Here is an 18,440-nt window from a genome sequence, read left to right on the forward strand (position 1 = left end):
TGTGAATACTATCTTTGGTTATGCACAAGCTCAGAATTACGAACATCATTCCGCGTGAAAATCACAATGTAACCATTAATTTCGAACCAGTATCAGGGGAGTTTCCAACTTATAAAGCTGGTCAATTTTTGACTTTATCTTTTGAATTTGCTAATCGGGAGTTGAGGAGATCGTATTCTTTTAGTAGTTCACCAGATGTCGATGAACCCTTAAGTATTACGGTTAAGCGGGTTGAAAACGGTGAGATTTCCCGTTTTTTACATCATAAAATTCAGGAGGGAGATATTGTGGATGCATTAGATCCACAAGGTCTGTTTATTTATGAACCTATTGAAGATAGCGCACGTACCGTATTTTTATTCGCCGCAGGTATTGGTATCACTCCTTTATTCTCCATCTTGAAGACTGCGTTGGTTCGTGAAAGTAAATCAAAGATAGTGCTGGCTTATAGCAATAGCTCTCCAGAGGTAACTCCTTTTAAAGAAGAACTACAGCAATGGGCAAAAAAATATCCGGATCGTCTTCAGATCATTTGGATTTATTCAAATAGTAAAAATCTGATGACAGCACGATTGAATAGAGATTATATCCTTTCCATTTTGAAAAATCATTTGCCAACTGCACATCAGGACGTTCTGTTTTACACCTGTGGTCCAGTGATCTATATGGACTTGTGTCGTTTCACTTTGTTGGGGATGGGGTTTGATGAATCTCAAATCAAACGGGAGACCTTTTTGCTTCCTGAAAATGAAGAAGACGATGATGATGAAACAGAAAAAGAGGTGGATAAGACGACTTACTCCATCAAATTAAACTTTCAAGGCCAAAGCTATCATTTAGATATTCCTTATAATAAATCTATTTTAGATGTGGGTTTGGAAAACAAGATTAAGCTTCCATATTCCTGCAAGTCGGGTATGTGCAGTACATGTATATCAAATTGCTCCCAAGGAAAAGTGCGTATGTCGTATAATGAGGTACTGACAGATCGTGAAGTTGAAAATGGACGTATTTTACTTTGTACGGGACATCCAATTGAAACAGATACGATTATCGATGTGCTTTAGTACAAACATTAGCCATTATTTAGGGGTTCATGTTAATATTAAATACGCTTAGGCCATTTTCTTTTGATATCCGTTGGTAATGGTTCGGATATTGATTCGTGTTGGTTCGGGGATGCTAGGGAACTGGTTCGGGATTCGTTCGATGATTATTTGGCATTTGTTTGTCTTTTTATCGAAAAGGAGTCGAAGTACAGTCGAACAGGAGTCGAACGAAAGGCGGAGGTGTATCCTAGTAAATACCTATCAATGCAGAGCCGTTGTCGAGTAGAGTGTGGACTTTCACGGACTTTCATGGACTTGTACGGACTTTCAAGGAGTTCTCTTCACGATTTAACGGGGGTATAAAAGCTGATGTCTATGTTTGAATCTTTTAGATTTATTGATGTTTCTCGTAATGGCTACAACCCTGATTAGCATTTTTATTAGATTTAAGACCTGATTATAGCAATACATCTGTTGTTTACAAATCAATTTCTTGAGCTGATTTATTTTACATTATTTTCGTTAGATTTGATTCAAACCAAATGAATCAGAATAATGAGTAATTTACTTTGGAAGCCTTCTGTTGCTTATCAACAGGAATCTTCTTTATACCAGTTTAAGCAATTTGTAGAACAGAAACGACAATTTAAGATGGATTCTTATCCTATACTTTGGGACTGGTCAGTTTCAAATCTGGAAGAATTCTGGGAAGATATCGCCGCGTTTTTTGACGTAATTTTTCATACTCCTCACCAAGAAATTTTTCAAGCTTCTCCACAAGGATTTATTGGTTCTAAATGGTTTGAAGGTGCCACTTTAAATTATGCGGAACATATTTTCCGAAAATCTACTGCAGAACGGCCGGCTCTTTTGTTCCAGGAAGAGAATAAGCCCCTTCAGAGCATTTCTTGGGACGAACTGGAAGGAATGGTTAGTTCATTGCAGCCGTTCTTGATAGGGCAGGGTATAGAGAAGGGAGATCGTGTTGTGGGTGTGTTGAGAAACAGTCCCGCTTCTATCGCTCTTTTTTTAGCGGCTAACAGTATTGGCGCTATCTGGTCATGCTGTTCTCCAGATTTTGGATCTTCAAGTATATTGGAACGATTTTCTCAGGTGACACCTAAGCTTTTGTTCGCAGATGCTGCATACAGCTATAACGGCAAATTATTTGATCTTAAAGCTTCAATGATTGATCTATCTTCAAATCTGGAAAGTCTGGTACACGATGTCGTTTTTGTGGATGAACAGGTCTGGAAAGATGCGGTATCACAAGAGACAGGAGTGCCGTTGCGTTTTACAGCGGTACCTTTTGACCATCCAATTTGGATTTTATACTCTTCTGGTACGACAGGTAAGCCTAAGGCAATTACGCACAGCTGTGGTGGTATTTTATTGGAGCATTTAAAAGCATTGGCTTTACACCAGAATGTGCAAGAGGGGGAGCGATTTATCTGGTATGCAACCACCGGGTGGATGATGTGGAACTATGCGCTTTCTTCCTTATTACTGGGGGCTACCCTTTGTATTTATGAGGGTTCATTGGCCTATCCTGAAAAGTTATCTTTTTGGAATTTTATTGGACAGCACGAGATTGACCATGTGGGGGCTGGCGCCGCCTATTATATCGCCAATCAGCATATTGAATTGACGCAACCTCGTTTTCAACCCAAAACGATTGGTTCAACAGGCTCTCCATTGCCTCCGCAGACCTTTTCCTGGTTACAAAAGCAATTTCCCCAAGCGCAGATTGTTTCACTGAGTGGCGGTACAGATGTCTGTAGCGCATTTTTATCCGGAAATCCTTTATTACCTGTCTATGCCGGTGAAATACAGTGTTTAACCTTAGGGTCAAAGATTGAAGCCTTTAATGAAAATGGAGAATCAGTGAAAAATGAAGTAGGTGAACTGGTTATAACGCTCCCTATGCCATCAATGCCCATATATTTTTGGAATGATCTTCATAATGAAAAGTATCAGGAGAGCTATTTTGAAAAATACCCAGGAGTGTGGTGTCATGGCGACTGGATCAAATTTACGGAACATCAGGGTATTATCGTTTACGGTCGTTCTGATGCTACTTTGAATCGGGGTGGGGTACGTATCGGGACTGCTGAAATTTATAACATATTAAATACTTTTCCGGAAGTTGCCGATAGTTTAATTATTTGTCTTGATCATGCGGACGGGACGTCTACCATGCCCCTGTATGTGCAGATGGAGGACGGAGTCTCTTTGACCGATGAGCTGAAAGCGGCTATCAAATTAAAGCTAAGAAAAAGCTATAGTCCACGTCATGTACCCGATACTATTGTAGCAGTACCAATCATTCCTTACACGCTTAGTGGTAAGAAACTGGAGATTCCTGTGAAAAAAATTATGATGGGAACTCCGTTAGAGAAGGCAGTAAGCGTCGCTGTATTAAGAGATCCTAATTCTCTTGATTTTTGGGTTAAATTACTATTAGATAGTAAGTAGTTATTATTAATGTAAATAATTACTGTATGTAAATAAATAATGCCCCGGTCAAAAATCGGGGCATTATTTATGCTATTTTACTTTTGCAAAATGTGATGTAGGGGATCAGGTTTGGATCACACCGACATTGTAACGTTCTGTAATTGGGTTATGATTTGCAGCTTCTATACCAAGGCTAATAACAGTTCTTGTCTCATCGGGTCTGATTACGCCATCGACCCAGATGCGGGCAGCAGCATAGTAAGGGCTTAGCTGTTCCAAGTAACGTTTCTTGATATCATCTAGCAGTGTGTTCTTTTCTTCTTCAGATATATCTATGCCTTTCGCTTTTAAAGCAGATTCTTGAATCTGTAAGAGGGTATTGCCGGCAGCAGCACCGCTCATAACAGCCATCTGCGCCGTAGGCCAAGCATATATGAGTCTAGGATCGTATGCCTTACCGCACATCGCATAATTTCCAGCTCCGTAACTGTTGCCGATGATAAAGGTAAACTTGGGCACAACTGAATTTGCCATCGCATTGACCATCTTAGCTCCATCTTTGATGATTCCGCCCTGTTCGGAGCGACTACCGACCATGAAACCTGTTACATCTTGCAGAAATACCAGTGGAATTAATTGTTGATTACAGTTCATGATAAAGCGTGCAGCCTTATCTGCAGAATCACTGTATATTACCCCACCCATCTGCATTTCAACAGCACCAGCTGGTTTCTTTGCTTTAACAATTTCACGTTGGTTTGCAACGATTCCTACTGCCCATCCGTCAATACGGGCAAGACCACAGACAATCGTTTTGCCATAATCCTGTTTATATTCTTCAAAAGTACCTTCGTCCACTAAAGCTTCTAAAAGCTTGTGCATGGAATACGGTTTTGTGCGATCTAAAGGCAATATTTCTGCGATTTCGGAGCTTTGACGTAAAGGCGCCTTGGCTTCTTTACGATTAAATCCTGCTTTTGGATGCGCACCAAGTTTATCCATAACACCTTTTATAGCATCAAGACAGCTTGCTTCATCTGGAAATTTATTGTCTGTAACGCCAGAAATAACAGAATGTGTGCTTGCGCCTCCTAATGTTTCGGCATCAACAGTCTCACCGATAGCAGATTTGACCAGATAGGGGCCAGCTAAAAATACAGAGCCGGTTCCTTCAACGATAAATGCGTAGTCGGACATGATCGGTAAATAGGCACCTCCCGCAACACAACTGCCCATTATAGCGGCTATTTGAGGTATACCCATAGATGACATTTTAGCATTATTTCTAAAAATGCGTCCAAAATGCTCTTTATCAGGGAATATTTGATCCTGCATCGGTAAAAAGACACCTGCAGAATCGACAAGGTATATGATGGGAATTTTGTTCTCCATAGCAATTTCTTGCGCACGTAGATTTTTTTTGCAGCTAATGGGGAACCAGGCACCAGCCTTTACAGTTGCATCATTAGAGACAATGACGCATAATTCGTCTTTAACATACCCTAAAACACAGACAACACCTGCATTTGGACAACCGCCTTCTTCAGGGTACATATTGTCTCCGGCAAACTGGGCAATTTCAACATAAGCTTTGTGATCATCAAGGAGGTATTCGACACGCTCCCATGCAGTGAGCTTTCCTTTGGCTTTTAATTTTTTGATTTTATCTTCGCCACCTCCCAAGCGAAGTGCTGCTCTTTTTAGTTCTAACTCTACAATTAGTTCATTCATGTTATAATTGGATTTTAAGCATGTCAAATTCAGAATTTGATAATATGAGATAAATTTAACATTATATTTTGAGTTTCTCTAAAAAAAGATGTTATAATTTTGTTATTATTGTAAATAACAGAATTCCAATTATAAATTAAAGATTACATTTATGTTTATTGAAAATGAACAACAAATGATGATGATTCGCCAAAGTGCTAGAGACTTTGCTGAAACTCATATTCGTCCCTACATCATGGAGTGGGATGAAGCACAAACATTTCCTGCACCTTTATTTAAGAAGCTCGGCGAGCATGGCTTTATGGGCATTATTGTCCCGGAAGCTTATGGTGGATCTGGCTTTGGATACCAGGAGTATATAACCGTTTTGGACGAGATTTCCAAAGTTTGTGGTTCCATAGGACTTTCGGTAGCGGCACATAATTCATTGTGTACAAATCATATATTGAGTTTCGCAAATGAAAGTCAGAAGCAGAAATATCTACCAAAATTGGCAACAGGAGAATGGCTGGGAGCTTGGGGTTTAACAGAAACGGGTTCGGGGTCTGATGCTGGAGGATTAGCGACTGTTGCGGTTCGTGACGGTGATTATTTTGTGCTGAATGGTTCTAAAAACTTCATCACACATGCCATTAGCTCGGACGTAGCTGTTGTACTTGCCCGTACCGGTGAGAAAGGTGACAAAAAGGGTGTTACTGCTTTTATTGTCGAGAAGGGGACGGAAGGTTTTTCTGCAGGTAAAAAGGAAAATAAATTAGGGATGCGTGCTTCAGAAACCGCATGTTTGTTTTTCGATAATTGTCGTATTCATCAGGATCAGATGGTCGGTGAAGAGGGGCAGGGTTTTGTTCAGGCATTGAAACTATTGGATGGTGGCCGTATTTCTATCGCTGCTTTATCATTGGGTATTGCTCGTGGTGCTTATGAATGTGCGTTAAAGTATGCAAACGAAAGAGAACAGTTCAATCAGAAGATTTTTGAATTTCAGGCGGTTGGATTTAAGCTTGCAGAGATGGCTACAGAAATTCAGGCAGCAGAGCTGCTGACCCGTCAAGCTGGATATATGAAAGATCGTGGTGAACGCATTTCTAAAATAGGAGCAATGGCAAAGCTATACGCTTCAGAAACGGCAGTTTCGGTTTCTAATGAATCTGTTCAGATTTTTGGAGGATATGGCTTTACAAAAGATTATCCTGCTGAGAAGTTCTTTAGAGACGCAAAATTATGTACAATAGGGGAAGGTACGTCGAGTATACAGAAGATGGTTATTTCTCGGGAAATTCAAAAAGATGCCTAAAAAAGAAGATATAATTTTGGTAGAATGTCCCAGGGATGCCATTCAAGGGATATCGCATGTGATTCCAACGGAAAAAAAAGTTAAGTATTTGAACATGTTGCTTGAAAGCGAATTGTTTGACTGGCTTGACTGTGGATCGTTTGTTTCTCCAAAAGCTGTTCCGCAATTGGCGGATACTGAAGAAGTGCTTCGTCAGCTGAATACGTCCGGTAAAACGAAGCTGCTGGGGATCATTGCTAATGAACAAGGTGCTTTACGTGCTGTGAAATCGGATAATCTCACTTATTTGGGATATCCTTTTTCCATCTCTGAGGTTTTTCAGCAACGAAATACAAATGCTTCTATCATTGATTCATTTGAACGTCTGAAAGGTATTGTGGAAATTGCACATCAACACAAAAAAGAAATGGTGGTTTATATATCCATGGCATTTGGAAATCCATTTGGTGATTTTTGGAGTAATGAGCTTGTGCTTGATTGGATGGACAATATTGCTGCCCTAGGGGTGGTGGAATTTTCTTTGGCAGACACAACTTCTGAGGCAACATTGCCACAGATAACACAACTTTTTGAACAGGCATTACAACGGTTTCCAACCTTAAATATCGGTGCACATTTTCATTCTCCTAAGGCAAGTAGTCTAGATAAAATCAATGCCGCTTACCTTGCTGGATGTCGAAAATTTGATGGTGCTATTTTAGGATACGGAGGCTGTCCGTTTGCCGAAGATGAGTTGGTAGGGAATATTCCAACGGAAGATTTAATATATTATTTTGAGCGAAAAGGGCAGGATAAAATATTGACCTTTGGTGGTGAATTTATTAATTTAATAGCATAAAGTCAGAAGTTTATGAGTGGTCATTTGAATTATAAGTTTATTAAGGTGAAACAGGCCGATCATGTTTTTTATTTGACCTTGGCCCGTCCTGAAAAACGAAATGCTTTTACACCGTTGATGATTGATGAGATCTATCATGCCATACAAATCGCAGATTCTGATCCGGATGTTAGGGTGCTTATTCTCGACGCGGAAGGTCCTGTATTTTGTGCGGGCATGGATTTGAAAGCTTTTGAAAATCCAGATGTTTCCGAGCTGGCAAAGACGGTTCCACATGTTGATTTGTCTTTGGGAGAAGTCATATCACAATTGAATAAACCTTCGATCGCAGTGCTCGAAGGAAATGTGATTGCGGGAGGTTTTTTAATGATTCTAGAATGCACCTATGTTATTGCGAAGTCGACAGTTCAGTTCTCTTTACCAGAGGTGCAGTTAGGATTGTTTCCTTTTCAGGTTTTGGCGGGTCTGCTGAAGCATTTGCCCCATAACAAAGCAATGGATCTATGCATTCGTCCAGAGGTGATTTCAGCTCAAGAAATGAAAAATATGGGTTTAGTTTTTGAACTGATGGATCAGAAACCCGATATGTTGCCAGATTTGATCAATAAGCTGACGTCTATTGCGCCATTAGCGGTTAAGATGGGCTTTGAGTCAGCGAAACAATTAGAAGGGCTTAGAAAGGCTGATCAGTATGCTTTTCTTCTTGAGCAGTTGCAAAGACTGAGAACAAGCCATGATTTTAAAGAAGGAATGGCCGCGCGTATGGAAAAAAGACCTCCAAATTGGAAAGGAGAGTAATTGTTATTAAAACATTCTGAAGCTAGGTCTACTCGTTAAAGGTGAAAATTCCCACGGGATAGAGGTGAAGATAATGCATATAGCCCAAGCAGTGTAGATAAATATCGTTTTGAATTTAGCTACACTGCTTTGTTGTTTACGGGCCTTTATATATCCAATGGTAAACACTAAAAGGCCAATAGTCATCATGGTGATGTGTTCCATTCCAAAAAAACGTACCTGACGCAGTTTGATGGCTTCATTAAAATTTTTGATAAAATAATGTACGATCGGACTTTCAAAATAGAGTGTTAATCCTACTATAAACTGTATGTAAAGTAAGATTAACGTTACTATCTGTAGTATATAATCATACGGTTTCATGTGATACTTTTTTTTCCAGCCCATATAGGCACGTACTAATAATGCGATAAGACAAACGACGATCATCCATCTGCTAGCCGAATGTAGGGCAAGAAAGAAATGGTAAAGCATGCTTTTTCTATTTTAAGATCGAAAATTCAATATATGACGAATTGTTGTGATCATGAAAAATACGATGTGTTGCTTTCCTGTAGTCACTCGCTTTGGCTTCATAACCTTCAAAAAACTGCTGTGGATTACGTTCTGCAATTGGAAACCAGGTATTTTGTACCTGAATCATGATGCGGTGTCCTTTTTTGAACGTATGCGCTACATCAGGCATGCTATAGTTAACCGCAGTAACAAAATCCGGTTGCATAGGTTCTGCCTTCTCAAATCCATTCCGATATTTTCCAGCCATAATTTCACCGCGAACCAGCATTTGGTAGCCATCCATAACTTTATTGTTGGAGGATGGACTGTTTGCAGGGTAGACATCAATAAGTTTTACGACATAATCTGCGTCTGTTCCAGAGGTTGATACTTTTAGGAAGTTTTTAATGGGGCCAACTATTGTGATATCTTCGTTTAAAGGTTCTGTTTGATAAACCATAACATCGGGTCTAGATGAGGCGAAACGCTGGTCGTCGATCATGTACTCACGTGTCCTGCTCTCCATAACACCACCTTGATAAGGTACAGGTTTGTTAGGATCACTAACATATTCATCCCAAGAATCTGTACGTCCTACTTTTTCAAACCCTAGTTTGCCTTGAGGTTGTAGGTAGAGTTTTTTGTCCTCTACATCTTTTGGAGGCCATTTATCAAATGATTTCCATTGGTTGCTTCCTGTTACAAAGATATTCGCTTCTGCCCCCTTAAAATCACCCTTCCCTTTCAGATAATAATTGAAAAAGGGTAGTTCAAATTTTTCCTGATACGTCACACTTGTTTTCTGGTCAAATTGAATATCACCAAAAGAGCTACCGTCACCACGTACCCAGCCTCCGTGAAACCAAGGGCCAGCCACAAGAATCGAATTATTCTTTGGGTTTTGTTTTTCGATCGCTTTGTAAGTTTCAAATGTTCCGTAGGCATCTTCGGCATCAAAAAAGCCTCCAACTACCATAACGGCTGGTTTAACATCGGTTAAGTGCGGTAATATCTCTCTATCTTTCCAAAACTGATCATAATGCGGGTGGTCAAAGACATCATTCCAAAATTTGATAGAATCGGCAAAATAGTTGTCTTTGAGGTTTTTCGCTGTCCCGGCATTCATGTAGAACTGATAAACATCTTTTGAAGGATATTGAAAAGTCTTGGGTGCCTGATCTGGCGTAATGGGTTTAGGTCTAGGAATACCGAAGCTGGACATGAATTTAAATGCATCTCCTGTGAAAAGTACGCCATTGTGATGAAAGTCATCGCCCAGGTACCAGTTTGTTACGGGAGCTTGCGGTGATACTGCTTTTAATGATGGATGTGTTTTCGTAAGACTTACTGTGGAGTAAAATCCTGGATAAGAAATGCCGTACATGCCTGCTTTACCATTGTAGTTCTTTAGGTTTTTGCTGAGCCATTCTAGTAAGTCATAGGTATCCGTACTTTCATCAATATCTTTTTTTCCTTTTTTTAAGTTTGTCGGTCTTATATCTTCAAAGTTTCCTTCGCTCATCCATTTGCCACGTACATCTTGGTAAACAAAGATGTAACCTTCTAAAGTCATTGCCGGGAAATTCCCTAATGTCTCTTTGTATTTATCTTCACCATAAGGGCCTACGGTATAAGGGGTGCGGTTTAATAAAACAGGATATTGCTGACTTTTGTCTTTTGGTGTGTAGATGGTGGTAAATAATTTGACCCCATCACGCGTCGGAACTGAAATTTCCTTTTTATCATAATTCTTTTTAACATAGTCTGTTTCGAGGATTGACTGAGCCTTTACTTGAAATGAAAAGGTTGTTGCAAGCACTGAAAAAGCTAAAAATACTTTGTTCATGGTATTAGATTAATTTTACGATAGGACAAGATAAGAAAAATGAATAAAGACTGGATTAAAAAAAAAGCCAGATTAAATATCATGATTTAATTTGGCCTTTTTTAATAACAGTTATCTGTTTTTGGGAGAGGATAGGAATAGCCTAGCTTCTCAATATTCTAATCTTTTTGCCTTTAATCTTACCGAGGTTAGAATGTTTAAGTATGGTGCTAACTAAAGAGCGTTTGACAGCAACGAAAGATTCCCTGTCTTTAACTTCAATAATACCGACATCACTTTTTTCTATTCCCTCGAGGTTAAGTAAGAAGCCAACGAGATCAATTTTGTTGACTTTATCTTTTTTACCTGCTGAAAAGTATAGGGTAGCGAAATCAGAGTTTTCAGGTAGCTTATATTCACCATCGATTTCTTCGATTTCGATATCATCCGCCACATATGGATAATCTTCGTCAGGTTTTAAGATGATAAATACTTTTCCTTTTGCTTGCATACGTGCTGTTCTACCATTTCTATGTGTGAAATCATCTTCACGGTAAGGTAACTGATAATGGATAATGGCATCGATTTCAGGGATATCAAGTCCTCGGGCAGCAAGGTCGGTCGTGATTAAGATATGATTGCTATTGTTTCTAAATTTCAAGAGTGCAAGTTCGCGATCACTTTGTTCCAGTCCGCCGTGGAATACATCATGTATGATATCACGGTTTTGTAGCAATTCGCTGATGTGGTCAACAGCATCGCGATGATTACAAAAGATAAGTACTTTTTGATTACCTATTTTGCATAGCAATTGAAATAGCGCTTCTAATTTTTTATGGATTGGAGCAACAATCTTTTTTATCGTTAACGCTGGTGCACTTTGTATGTGACTTAGAAAATTAACCTCCGTTGCAGCAGAAATGCCTGTGAAATCAGGTATTTCTTTCATTGCGGTAGCCGACGTTAAGATGCGTGTTTCTAAGTTAGTTAAGTAGTCAATTATAAAAGACATCTGATCCTGAAAACCTAATTCCAATGATTTATCAAATTCATCCAAAACCAGCGTCTTGATTTGTGTCGGATCAAAGTGGTTTCCTTCAAGATGATAAACAATACGACCTGGTGTACCAATGAGGATAGCAGGAGGATTCTTTAAATTGTTTCTTTCAGTCTTGGTATCATGACCGCCATAGCAACAGGTGATTTTAAAACCGGTAGCAACTCTTTTTAATACGGATTCAATCTGCAAAGCCAATTCGCGGGTGGGTACAAGGATCAAAGATTGGACGTCAGCTACATCTTTGTTTAATGTTTTCATCAAAGCAAGTGCAAAAGCTAATGTTTTACCTGAACCGGTTGGTGAAAGTAAGATGAGATTTTCTTTTTCTTTGAATTTATCCATGACCTCATTCTGCATGTCATTCAGCGAAGAGATATGGAGTTTTTGTAATATGGCGTCTATTTGCATGTTGCAAAAGTACACAAAGTATTACATAAAAAAAGGTCTGCCGTAAGCAGACCTTTTTTTATGTTTATGGATTCAATTATAATAAATGAATTCCTTTATCTTGTAATGATTGTTTTTCCTGTTCATCCCATATACTGACCTGAACTTCACCAATATGTGCTTTTTTAAGCATAAACATGCATACACGTGATTGTCCGATTCCACCACCGATGGCTTCTGGCAACTCATCATTTAACAACATTTTGTGGAATGATAATGTTGCGCGTTCAGCATTATTTCTAATTTTAAGCTGTCGCTCTAACGCAGTTTTGTCTACACGTACGCCCATAGAAGATAGTTCAAATGCAGTGTTTAAAATAGGATTCCAAACTAAGATATCCCCATTTAATCCATTTGTTCCACTTCCATTTTCAGTACTCCAGTCATCGTAATCTGCTGCACGTCCATCATGAGCTTCGCCATTCGATAAAATTCCACCTATACCATAGATAAATACAGCGCCATGCTCTTTTGCAATGGCATTTTCACGCTCTTTAGGTGTGAATGTTGGATATTTTTGCAACAATTCTTCTGAAGAAATAAAGGTAATCTCTTCAGGTAAAACAGATTTAATATCTGGGTATTGACGTTCTACTTGCTTTTCAGTGAAACGTAAAGCATCATATATTTTTAGAACGGTATCTTGTAGAAAAGAAAATGTTCTCTGTTCTGCGGAGATTGTTTTTTCCCAATCCCATTGATCTACATAGATAGAGTGAATCGGCGTATAGTCCTCATCAGGACGTAATGCACGCATATCTGTCAATATGCCCTCTCCAACCTCAAGTTCAAGCTCTTTTAATCTTAAGCGCTTCCATTTTGCTAGTGAGTGAACAACAACAGCCTTACGTTCCTGTAGCGCTTTGATAGGGAAGGCTACTGGTCTTTCGATGCCATTTAAATCATCATTTATACCTGTACCATCAAGTACAACCAAAGGTGATGAGATAGGAATCAATCCTAAATTATTTCTAAGTTGTTGTGCAAAAGTATCCTTTACAAAACTAATAGCAACTTCAGTTTTTAATAACTTTCTTTTATCCATGAAATGTATATATATCAAAAAATAGCCTCTTAGTTATCTATTTTTTATTTGTATCTGTTAAGAATCTGTATAGAGTAATACTCAAAACAAATTCTGATTCCCTCAATTTTCCTCAAAAATAGCAATATTTCAGACATAACAAGGTATTGTTGGTAAATTTATTTCCAGATTGATATATTTTTGATGTGATGGCAAGAAATTGCCTGAATTGATGAGATCTTAAAAAAATAAGGAGGTCGCCATTTTGATATGGCGACCTCCAATATTTTTTATATGTTTGTTTTTTTAAACGGAGAAACTTTCACCGCAAGCACAAGTTCTTGTGGCATTTGGATTATGGAATTCAAATCCTTTACCATCTAATCCATCAGAATAGTCAAGCTCTGTTCCAGCTAGATATAAGAATGACTTGATATCTAAACATACTTTAACACCTTTATCTTCACAAAACTGATCACCTTTTTTTTCTTCGTTATCGAAATGCAGTTTATAGCTTAGGCCTGAACAACCTCCACTTTCAACAGCAACACGCACAAAATAACTGCTGTCATATTTTTCAGTACTCATTATCTCTTCAATTCGAGATTTTGCTTTGTCTGTAACGGTTACCATATCGCTGAATAATTATATTAATATTGAATAGTACAAATTACGCTAACTTCTTTTTTATTTCCAATACAAATCTGACCCTAAATGTAATAATTAAGTAATAAGACCGGCTTGGAAGAGTTGCCAGATAGGAGAGTTTTGTCTAATTTTTGTCACTGCTTCTGTAATGAGCCTAGTGGTGGTGTCTACTTCTTCTTTTGTTGTCAATCTGCTTATACTGAATCGTACTGTTGCTAACACATCTTCTTTTGAAACCCCCATTGCAAGTAGTACGTGAGACGGGTCTCTGGTACCACTAACACATGCAGAACCGGATGATAATGCTAATTGTGGACAATGGGTCATGAGCTCGCTCGCAAGTAAATGCTTGAAACAGATCGACGTGGTGTTAGGTAAACGTGAAGTAGTCTTTGCATGAATATAAGTTGCAGGGATTTTACTTAATGCATTTTCTAAATATTCCCTCAATTGAATCGTATGCTCAAAATCTCTTTCATGATGCTGTATGTGGGTTATTGCTGATCCGAGACCAACAATATTGGGGACATTGTATGTACCTGCCCGAAAACCATTTTCTTGCCCTCCTCCTGTAATCAGTGCACTGATTTGGATGGGTTTGGACTTGCGACGGATGAATAATGCGCCGATGCCTTTTGGTCCATGGAGTTTGTGAGCACTTAAACATAGTATGTCAATGGGGATGTGAGCAAGGTTAAGTGGGATTTTGCCAATGTATTGTGTAGCATCACAAAAATATAAACAGTCTTTATCTTTGCATAACGCCGCAATTTCCTGAATAGGGTGGATATAACCGGTTTCATTATTTGCGGCCATAATACAGACTAATATGGTCTGTGCCGTAATATGCTCTTCTAGAACACTTAAATCTATTTTTCCAGTGTGATCAACATCAAGATAGGTAACTAAAGCCCCCTCTTTTTCTAATTGTAGCAGGGTTTCTAAAACAGCTTTGTGCTCTGTTTTGACTGTAATGATGTGATTGCCTTTGGATTTATAATTTTTATAAATTCCTTTTAGTACTGTGTTAATGGATTCGGTTGCACCTGAATTGAAAAAGATCTCTTTAGGTTGACAGTTAAGAGATCGGGCAACCTGTAGACGGGCTTTTTCTATTGCTCCGTTGGCTTCACGCCCCATGCTATGATACACACTGGATGCATTTGCATAATTATGGATGAAATAGGGTACCATGGTATCCCATACTTCATCCATGATTTTAGTTGTTGCATTATTGTCGAGATAAATTAACTCCTTCATTGTATAAAGGTAAATATTATCTTGTTTATAAAGTCCTTGATGTGGGGTTGATTTCTTTTTGTTTGATATTCGGATTGTAATTCAATCCTGGACTCAACCAGTACATCAGTACCACTCTGGAATAACGGTAATTGAAAGGGCTCAATACAAAAACGGTTACAAGTGCCACAATGGAGTAAAGCCAAAAAGAACTGTCATTTCCCGTTAGTATATAAGTTGCTACACAGGCTGTTATCATCTCAGCAACGGTGAATGCATAACTCACAAACATTGACACGTAGAAATAACCGGGTTCACGTTCGTAGCGTAAACCACAATAATCACAATGTGTGTTCATTTTTTGTGTTTTAAAGCCATAAGTATTCCCTGTGAATATTTTTCCTTTACGACAGCGTGGACATAGTGCCTTGCTGGCGGCTTTAAATTCTGATAATTCGTAAGTAGTTTCCTTCTCTTTCATATCTAACTGTTGTTTTTTCTGAATTCATCGGGTGTTAATCCAGTAGCTTTTTTAAAAAATTTAGTAAAATAAGAGTTGTCATTAAAATTCAACTCGATAGCGATCTCATTAATATTAAGATTTTTATTGACTAATAATCGCTTTGCTTCAAGTAATACGCGTTCTCGTATTATTTCTCCTGCTGCACTTCCGATATAGGATTTACAGATGGCATTTAAATGATTGGGAGTAATAAATAACTGTTCCGCATATGCTTTAGGTAATCTAATCTCTTTAAAATTCTTTTCCACTAAACGCTGGTAATTGTGGAATATGGTATAATTATAGGGATTACTCGCCTTTTCTGTTTTTGTACCATGCCAAGATTCAATCCAGAGCAATAGCTGAAGTAAGCTCACCCGTATTAAATCGCTAGCAGTCGGATTTTTACTTGTCTGGTAAAATGCCTCAAATATTTTTACAGCGTCTTGTCTATTCGACTCGGGAATTGTAAATACAATCTGATCATTCTGACCGCTTAAAAACGAGAAACGGTTTAAATAATCCGTTCGTAATAAGAAAGATTGAAAGTATTCCGGATCAAAGTTTACAACAAAACCTTCTTCATCACCGTTGAAATTCCAAGTGTGAACTTGCCCCGGGGCCATAAAGTAGATTTGATATGCTTCTATTTCGTGTTTCTCAAAATCGATCAGGTGATTGCCGGAACCATTTGTAAAGAGCACAAAATGGTAGAAATTGTGTTTATGCGGAAATACCATATTGTGATGCATAGCGATGTAATCAGCAAGATGATCGACAAATAAGAGGCTGCTCGAATCGTTATTGATGGAGCAGTTATCTAATACGGGTATGGTACTTTTCTTTATCACATTACAAATTTACTTCAAAAATCACATTTGCAACTGATTTAATTATCGATTTTATGGTGTTTTTCAACGATTGATAATTTTATTGCCAATTCGTGACTCAATTGTTATATTTATGAGAAACAAAAACAGATAACAAATGAATAGATTAGAAAGCAGTCTGGATACGTTACTAGAAGTTGTACTTTTAAAGACACCAAGTATTATTACAGGGATTATTATATTAATCGTTGGAAGCTACATTGTCAAATTTTTACTTGGCCTGATCAGTAGGAGATTTGAAAAACGTAATGTAGACTTATCAATACGGGGATTTGCGATGAGTATCTTGCGTGTTGTATTTTACGCCCTATTATTCCTAACAGTAGCGAGTACCATGGGAATTGAAACAACTTCCTTTATTGCCGCTTTATCAGCGTTTGGTCTGGCCGCAGGTTTAGCATTGCAGGGCAGTTTAAGTAATTTTGCGGGCGGGGTACTGATTCTTTTATTTAGACCTTTCGAAGTTGGAGACTATGTGAGCAGCAGTAACGGTACATCGGGCACTGTGGAAAGGATTGATATTTTATATACGACGTTAATTGCTGGAGATGGCGTTCGTGTATTTAGTCCAAATGGTCCCTTAGCAAATTCTGTTATTCAAAATTTTACCAAAATTACCAATCGCCGTTTTGAGTATACGGTCGGTATTTCATATGATGCCAATATTAAGGAAGCGCGGGAAATTATTATGGACGTACTCCATAATGATTCACGTATTCTGAAAACTCCTCCAGTTGAGGTTTTTGTGAAAGGGTTGGGAGATAGTTCCGTTAATCTAACCATTCGTGCATGGACAAAAAAGGAAGATTTTTGGCCAGCGAACAATGAAAATCAAGAAGCTATTAAAAATGCTTTGGATAAACATAATATCAGCATTCCTTATCCACAGACTGAGATGCGTATTATTTCGGATCTAAAGGGGGGACAGGACCGCATTATGAAATCTTAATCGAGTGATCGGATCAAAATAAAGTACCGATAAGCTAATATAGCTTGTTGGTACTTTTTTAGTTTTGAAGGATCTTTCTTTGCATACCGCGGTAAAATCAGTTTATTGATTTTATTGATGAATTTATATATTATTTTCATAAATCTCTTTGTTTAAAATTTGAGGCATTTTGATGTGCTTATTAGCGGCGATCAAATTATGTGCTGCCATTAACGCCATATTATCCCTAGCTTCTGTTGTAGCAGATCCGATATGGGGCAATACAGCCAGGTTGGGTAAGCTAAGCAGTGGATTGTCAAATGCCATAGGCTCAGGGTTAGTGACATCTAGACCAGCTCCCCACAGTTCTCCGCTTGTTAATGCCGTGTACAAATCTTCTTCTTGATGTAATCCCCCACGTGCTGTATTGATGAATATAGCTGTGTTTTTCATTCTTTTGAAGGCTTCTTTATTAAATTTCCCTTTCGTCTCTGCTGTAAGATTCGCATGAACCGATAGCACATCACTTCGGGTTAATAATTCATCATAATTTACGTAAGTAGCATCCAAAAGTCGTTTTGCATTACTGTTTGGTTGTCTATTGTAATAAATGATATCCATATTATAAGCCGCTTTGGCTTTCCTTGCTAGTTCAAAACCAATACGGCCTAATCCAAAAATTCCTAAAGTTTTTCCATCAAGCTCCACTCCGAGGTGTTCCGTTAATTCAAAATCTTTCCATTCGTTATTCATGATTTTTCGGTTCATGAAAAACGCTTTTCGCGACACTGCGAGCATTAATAGAAAAGCGATATCAGCAGTTGCGTTGGATAACACATCAGGTGTATTGCTTACAGGAATACCATATTTGGTTGCGGCTTCAAGGTCAACACTGTCATATCCGGCACTCATCAATGCTATTCCCTTAAGATGACTACATTGTTCGAAAAATTTTTCATCTAGCAGATTATGTCCGGCGGCAAATAAATAATCTACCTGTTTACAGGCATTAATTAAATCTGATTGAAGTATCTTCCCGGGTTCTGTGCGATAAGAGATATCAAAACCAGCTTGTTGTAAACTATCAATCGCTTTTTGAGGAATTGTTCTGCAGATAAAAACTTTCATACGCTTAAAATCAATTTTCTATTACCAAACTTAGCTAAATTTGTTTTATTTATGATGTAATTATATATGTAAAAACAAATCGAT

The 18,440-nt window shown here is 38.3% G+C and carries 16 protein-coding genes; 6 read left to right on the top strand and 10 right to left on the bottom strand.

Going from position 1 to position 18,440, the window contains the following annotated elements; all coding sequences use genetic code 11:
* Window positions 1-20: 20 nt before the first annotated feature.
* Both WH188_RS16670 and WH188_RS16675 read left to right on the top strand, forming a co-directional pair.
* On the top strand, window positions 21-1,067 hold the full coding sequence (locus WH188_RS16670) for a ferredoxin--NADP reductase (RefSeq protein ID WP_168126964.1): 1,047 nt from the start codon (window positions 21-23) through the stop codon (window positions 1,065-1,067).
* Between the two features lie 537 nt (window positions 1,068-1,604).
* Window positions 1,605-3,524, top strand: coding sequence for an acetoacetate--CoA ligase (locus WH188_RS16675; protein ID WP_168126963.1), 1,920 nt, complete (start codon window positions 1,605-1,607; stop codon window positions 3,522-3,524).
* A 105-nt stretch (window positions 3,525-3,629) separates the two neighbouring features.
* Here the strand turns inward: WH188_RS16675 and WH188_RS16680 are convergent, their stop codons facing one another.
* A complete protein-coding gene (locus tag WH188_RS16680) occupies window positions 3,630-5,237 on the bottom strand; it encodes an acyl-CoA carboxylase subunit beta (protein ID WP_168126962.1) in 1,608 nt (535 codons plus the stop codon).
* 151 nt (window positions 5,238-5,388) lie between these two features.
* Here WH188_RS16680 and WH188_RS16685 point away from each other — a divergent pair, with 151 nt between their 5' ends.
* The 3 genes from WH188_RS16685 to WH188_RS16695 are packed head-to-tail and all read left to right on the top strand — an operon-like array spanning window position 5,389 to window position 8,170.
* Complete coding sequence (locus tag WH188_RS16685; protein WP_021189893.1) at window positions 5,389-6,534, top strand: acyl-CoA dehydrogenase family protein; 1,146 nt, start codon at window positions 5,389-5,391, stop codon at window positions 6,532-6,534.
* Window positions 6,527-7,372: a hydroxymethylglutaryl-CoA lyase gene (locus WH188_RS16690; RefSeq protein ID WP_168126960.1), complete on the top strand. Its 846-nt coding sequence runs from the start codon at window positions 6,527-6,529 to the stop codon at window positions 7,370-7,372. Before WH188_RS16685 ends, WH188_RS16690 begins: the two co-directional genes overlap by 8 nt.
* 12 nt (window positions 7,373-7,384) lie before the next feature.
* On the top strand, window positions 7,385-8,170 hold the full coding sequence (locus WH188_RS16695) for an enoyl-CoA hydratase/isomerase family protein (RefSeq protein WP_168126959.1): 786 nt from the start codon (window positions 7,385-7,387) through the stop codon (window positions 8,168-8,170).
* Between the two features lie 6 nt (window positions 8,171-8,176).
* On the opposite strand, the gene WH188_RS16700 is transcribed toward WH188_RS16695, so the two are convergent.
* The 8 genes from WH188_RS16700 to WH188_RS16735 form a co-directional block, all read right to left on the bottom strand.
* Window positions 8,177-8,644, bottom strand: coding sequence for a hypothetical protein (locus tag WH188_RS16700; RefSeq protein ID WP_168126958.1), 468 nt, complete (start codon window positions 8,642-8,644; stop codon window positions 8,177-8,179).
* Window positions 8,645-8,651: 7 nt separating this feature from the next.
* A complete protein-coding gene (locus WH188_RS16705) occupies window positions 8,652-10,511 on the bottom strand; it encodes a CocE/NonD family hydrolase (RefSeq protein ID WP_168126957.1) in 1,860 nt (619 codons plus the stop codon).
* Between the two features lie 142 nt (window positions 10,512-10,653).
* Window positions 10,654-11,958 carry a DEAD/DEAH box helicase gene (locus tag WH188_RS16710; protein ID WP_168126956.1) on the bottom strand — a complete coding sequence of 435 codons (1,305 nt, stop codon included), beginning with the start codon at window positions 11,956-11,958 and terminating at the stop codon, window positions 10,654-10,656.
* A 76-nt stretch (window positions 11,959-12,034) separates the two neighbouring features.
* Window positions 12,035-13,042: an aspartate--ammonia ligase gene (asnA, locus tag WH188_RS16715; RefSeq protein ID WP_168126955.1), complete on the bottom strand. Its 1,008-nt coding sequence runs from the start codon at window positions 13,040-13,042 to the stop codon at window positions 12,035-12,037.
* Between the two features lie 285 nt (window positions 13,043-13,327).
* Entirely contained in the window at window positions 13,328-13,654 is a 327-nt protein-coding gene (locus WH188_RS16720) for a HesB/IscA family protein (protein WP_021189141.1), read from the bottom strand.
* Window positions 13,655-13,744: 90 nt separating this feature from the next.
* On the bottom strand, window positions 13,745-14,929 hold the full coding sequence (locus WH188_RS16725; RefSeq protein ID WP_168126954.1) for a cysteine desulfurase family protein: 1,185 nt from the start codon (window positions 14,927-14,929) through the stop codon (window positions 13,745-13,747).
* A 25-nt stretch (window positions 14,930-14,954) separates the two neighbouring features.
* Entirely contained in the window at window positions 14,955-15,389 is a 435-nt protein-coding gene (locus tag WH188_RS16730) for a DUF983 domain-containing protein (RefSeq protein ID WP_168126953.1), read from the bottom strand.
* A 2-nt stretch (window positions 15,390-15,391) separates the two neighbouring features.
* Entirely contained in the window at window positions 15,392-16,261 is an 870-nt protein-coding gene (locus tag WH188_RS16735) for an AraC family transcriptional regulator (RefSeq protein WP_021189138.1), read from the bottom strand.
* Between the two features lie 136 nt (window positions 16,262-16,397).
* Between WH188_RS16735 and WH188_RS16740 the strand changes: the two genes are divergently transcribed.
* A complete protein-coding gene (locus WH188_RS16740; RefSeq protein WP_168126952.1) occupies window positions 16,398-17,249 on the top strand; it encodes a mechanosensitive ion channel family protein in 852 nt (283 codons plus the stop codon).
* A 123-nt stretch (window positions 17,250-17,372) separates the two neighbouring features.
* On the opposite strand, the gene WH188_RS16745 is transcribed toward WH188_RS16740, so the two are convergent.
* Entirely contained in the window at window positions 17,373-18,356 is a 984-nt protein-coding gene (locus WH188_RS16745) for a 2-hydroxyacid dehydrogenase (protein ID WP_168126951.1), read from the bottom strand.
* Window positions 18,357-18,440: the final 84 nt, after the last annotated feature.

Origin of the sequence: Sphingobacterium sp. MYb388 (assembly GCF_037479535.1) — a bacterium.
GTDB lineage: Bacteria > Bacteroidota > Bacteroidia > Sphingobacteriales > Sphingobacteriaceae > Sphingobacterium > Sphingobacterium anhuiense.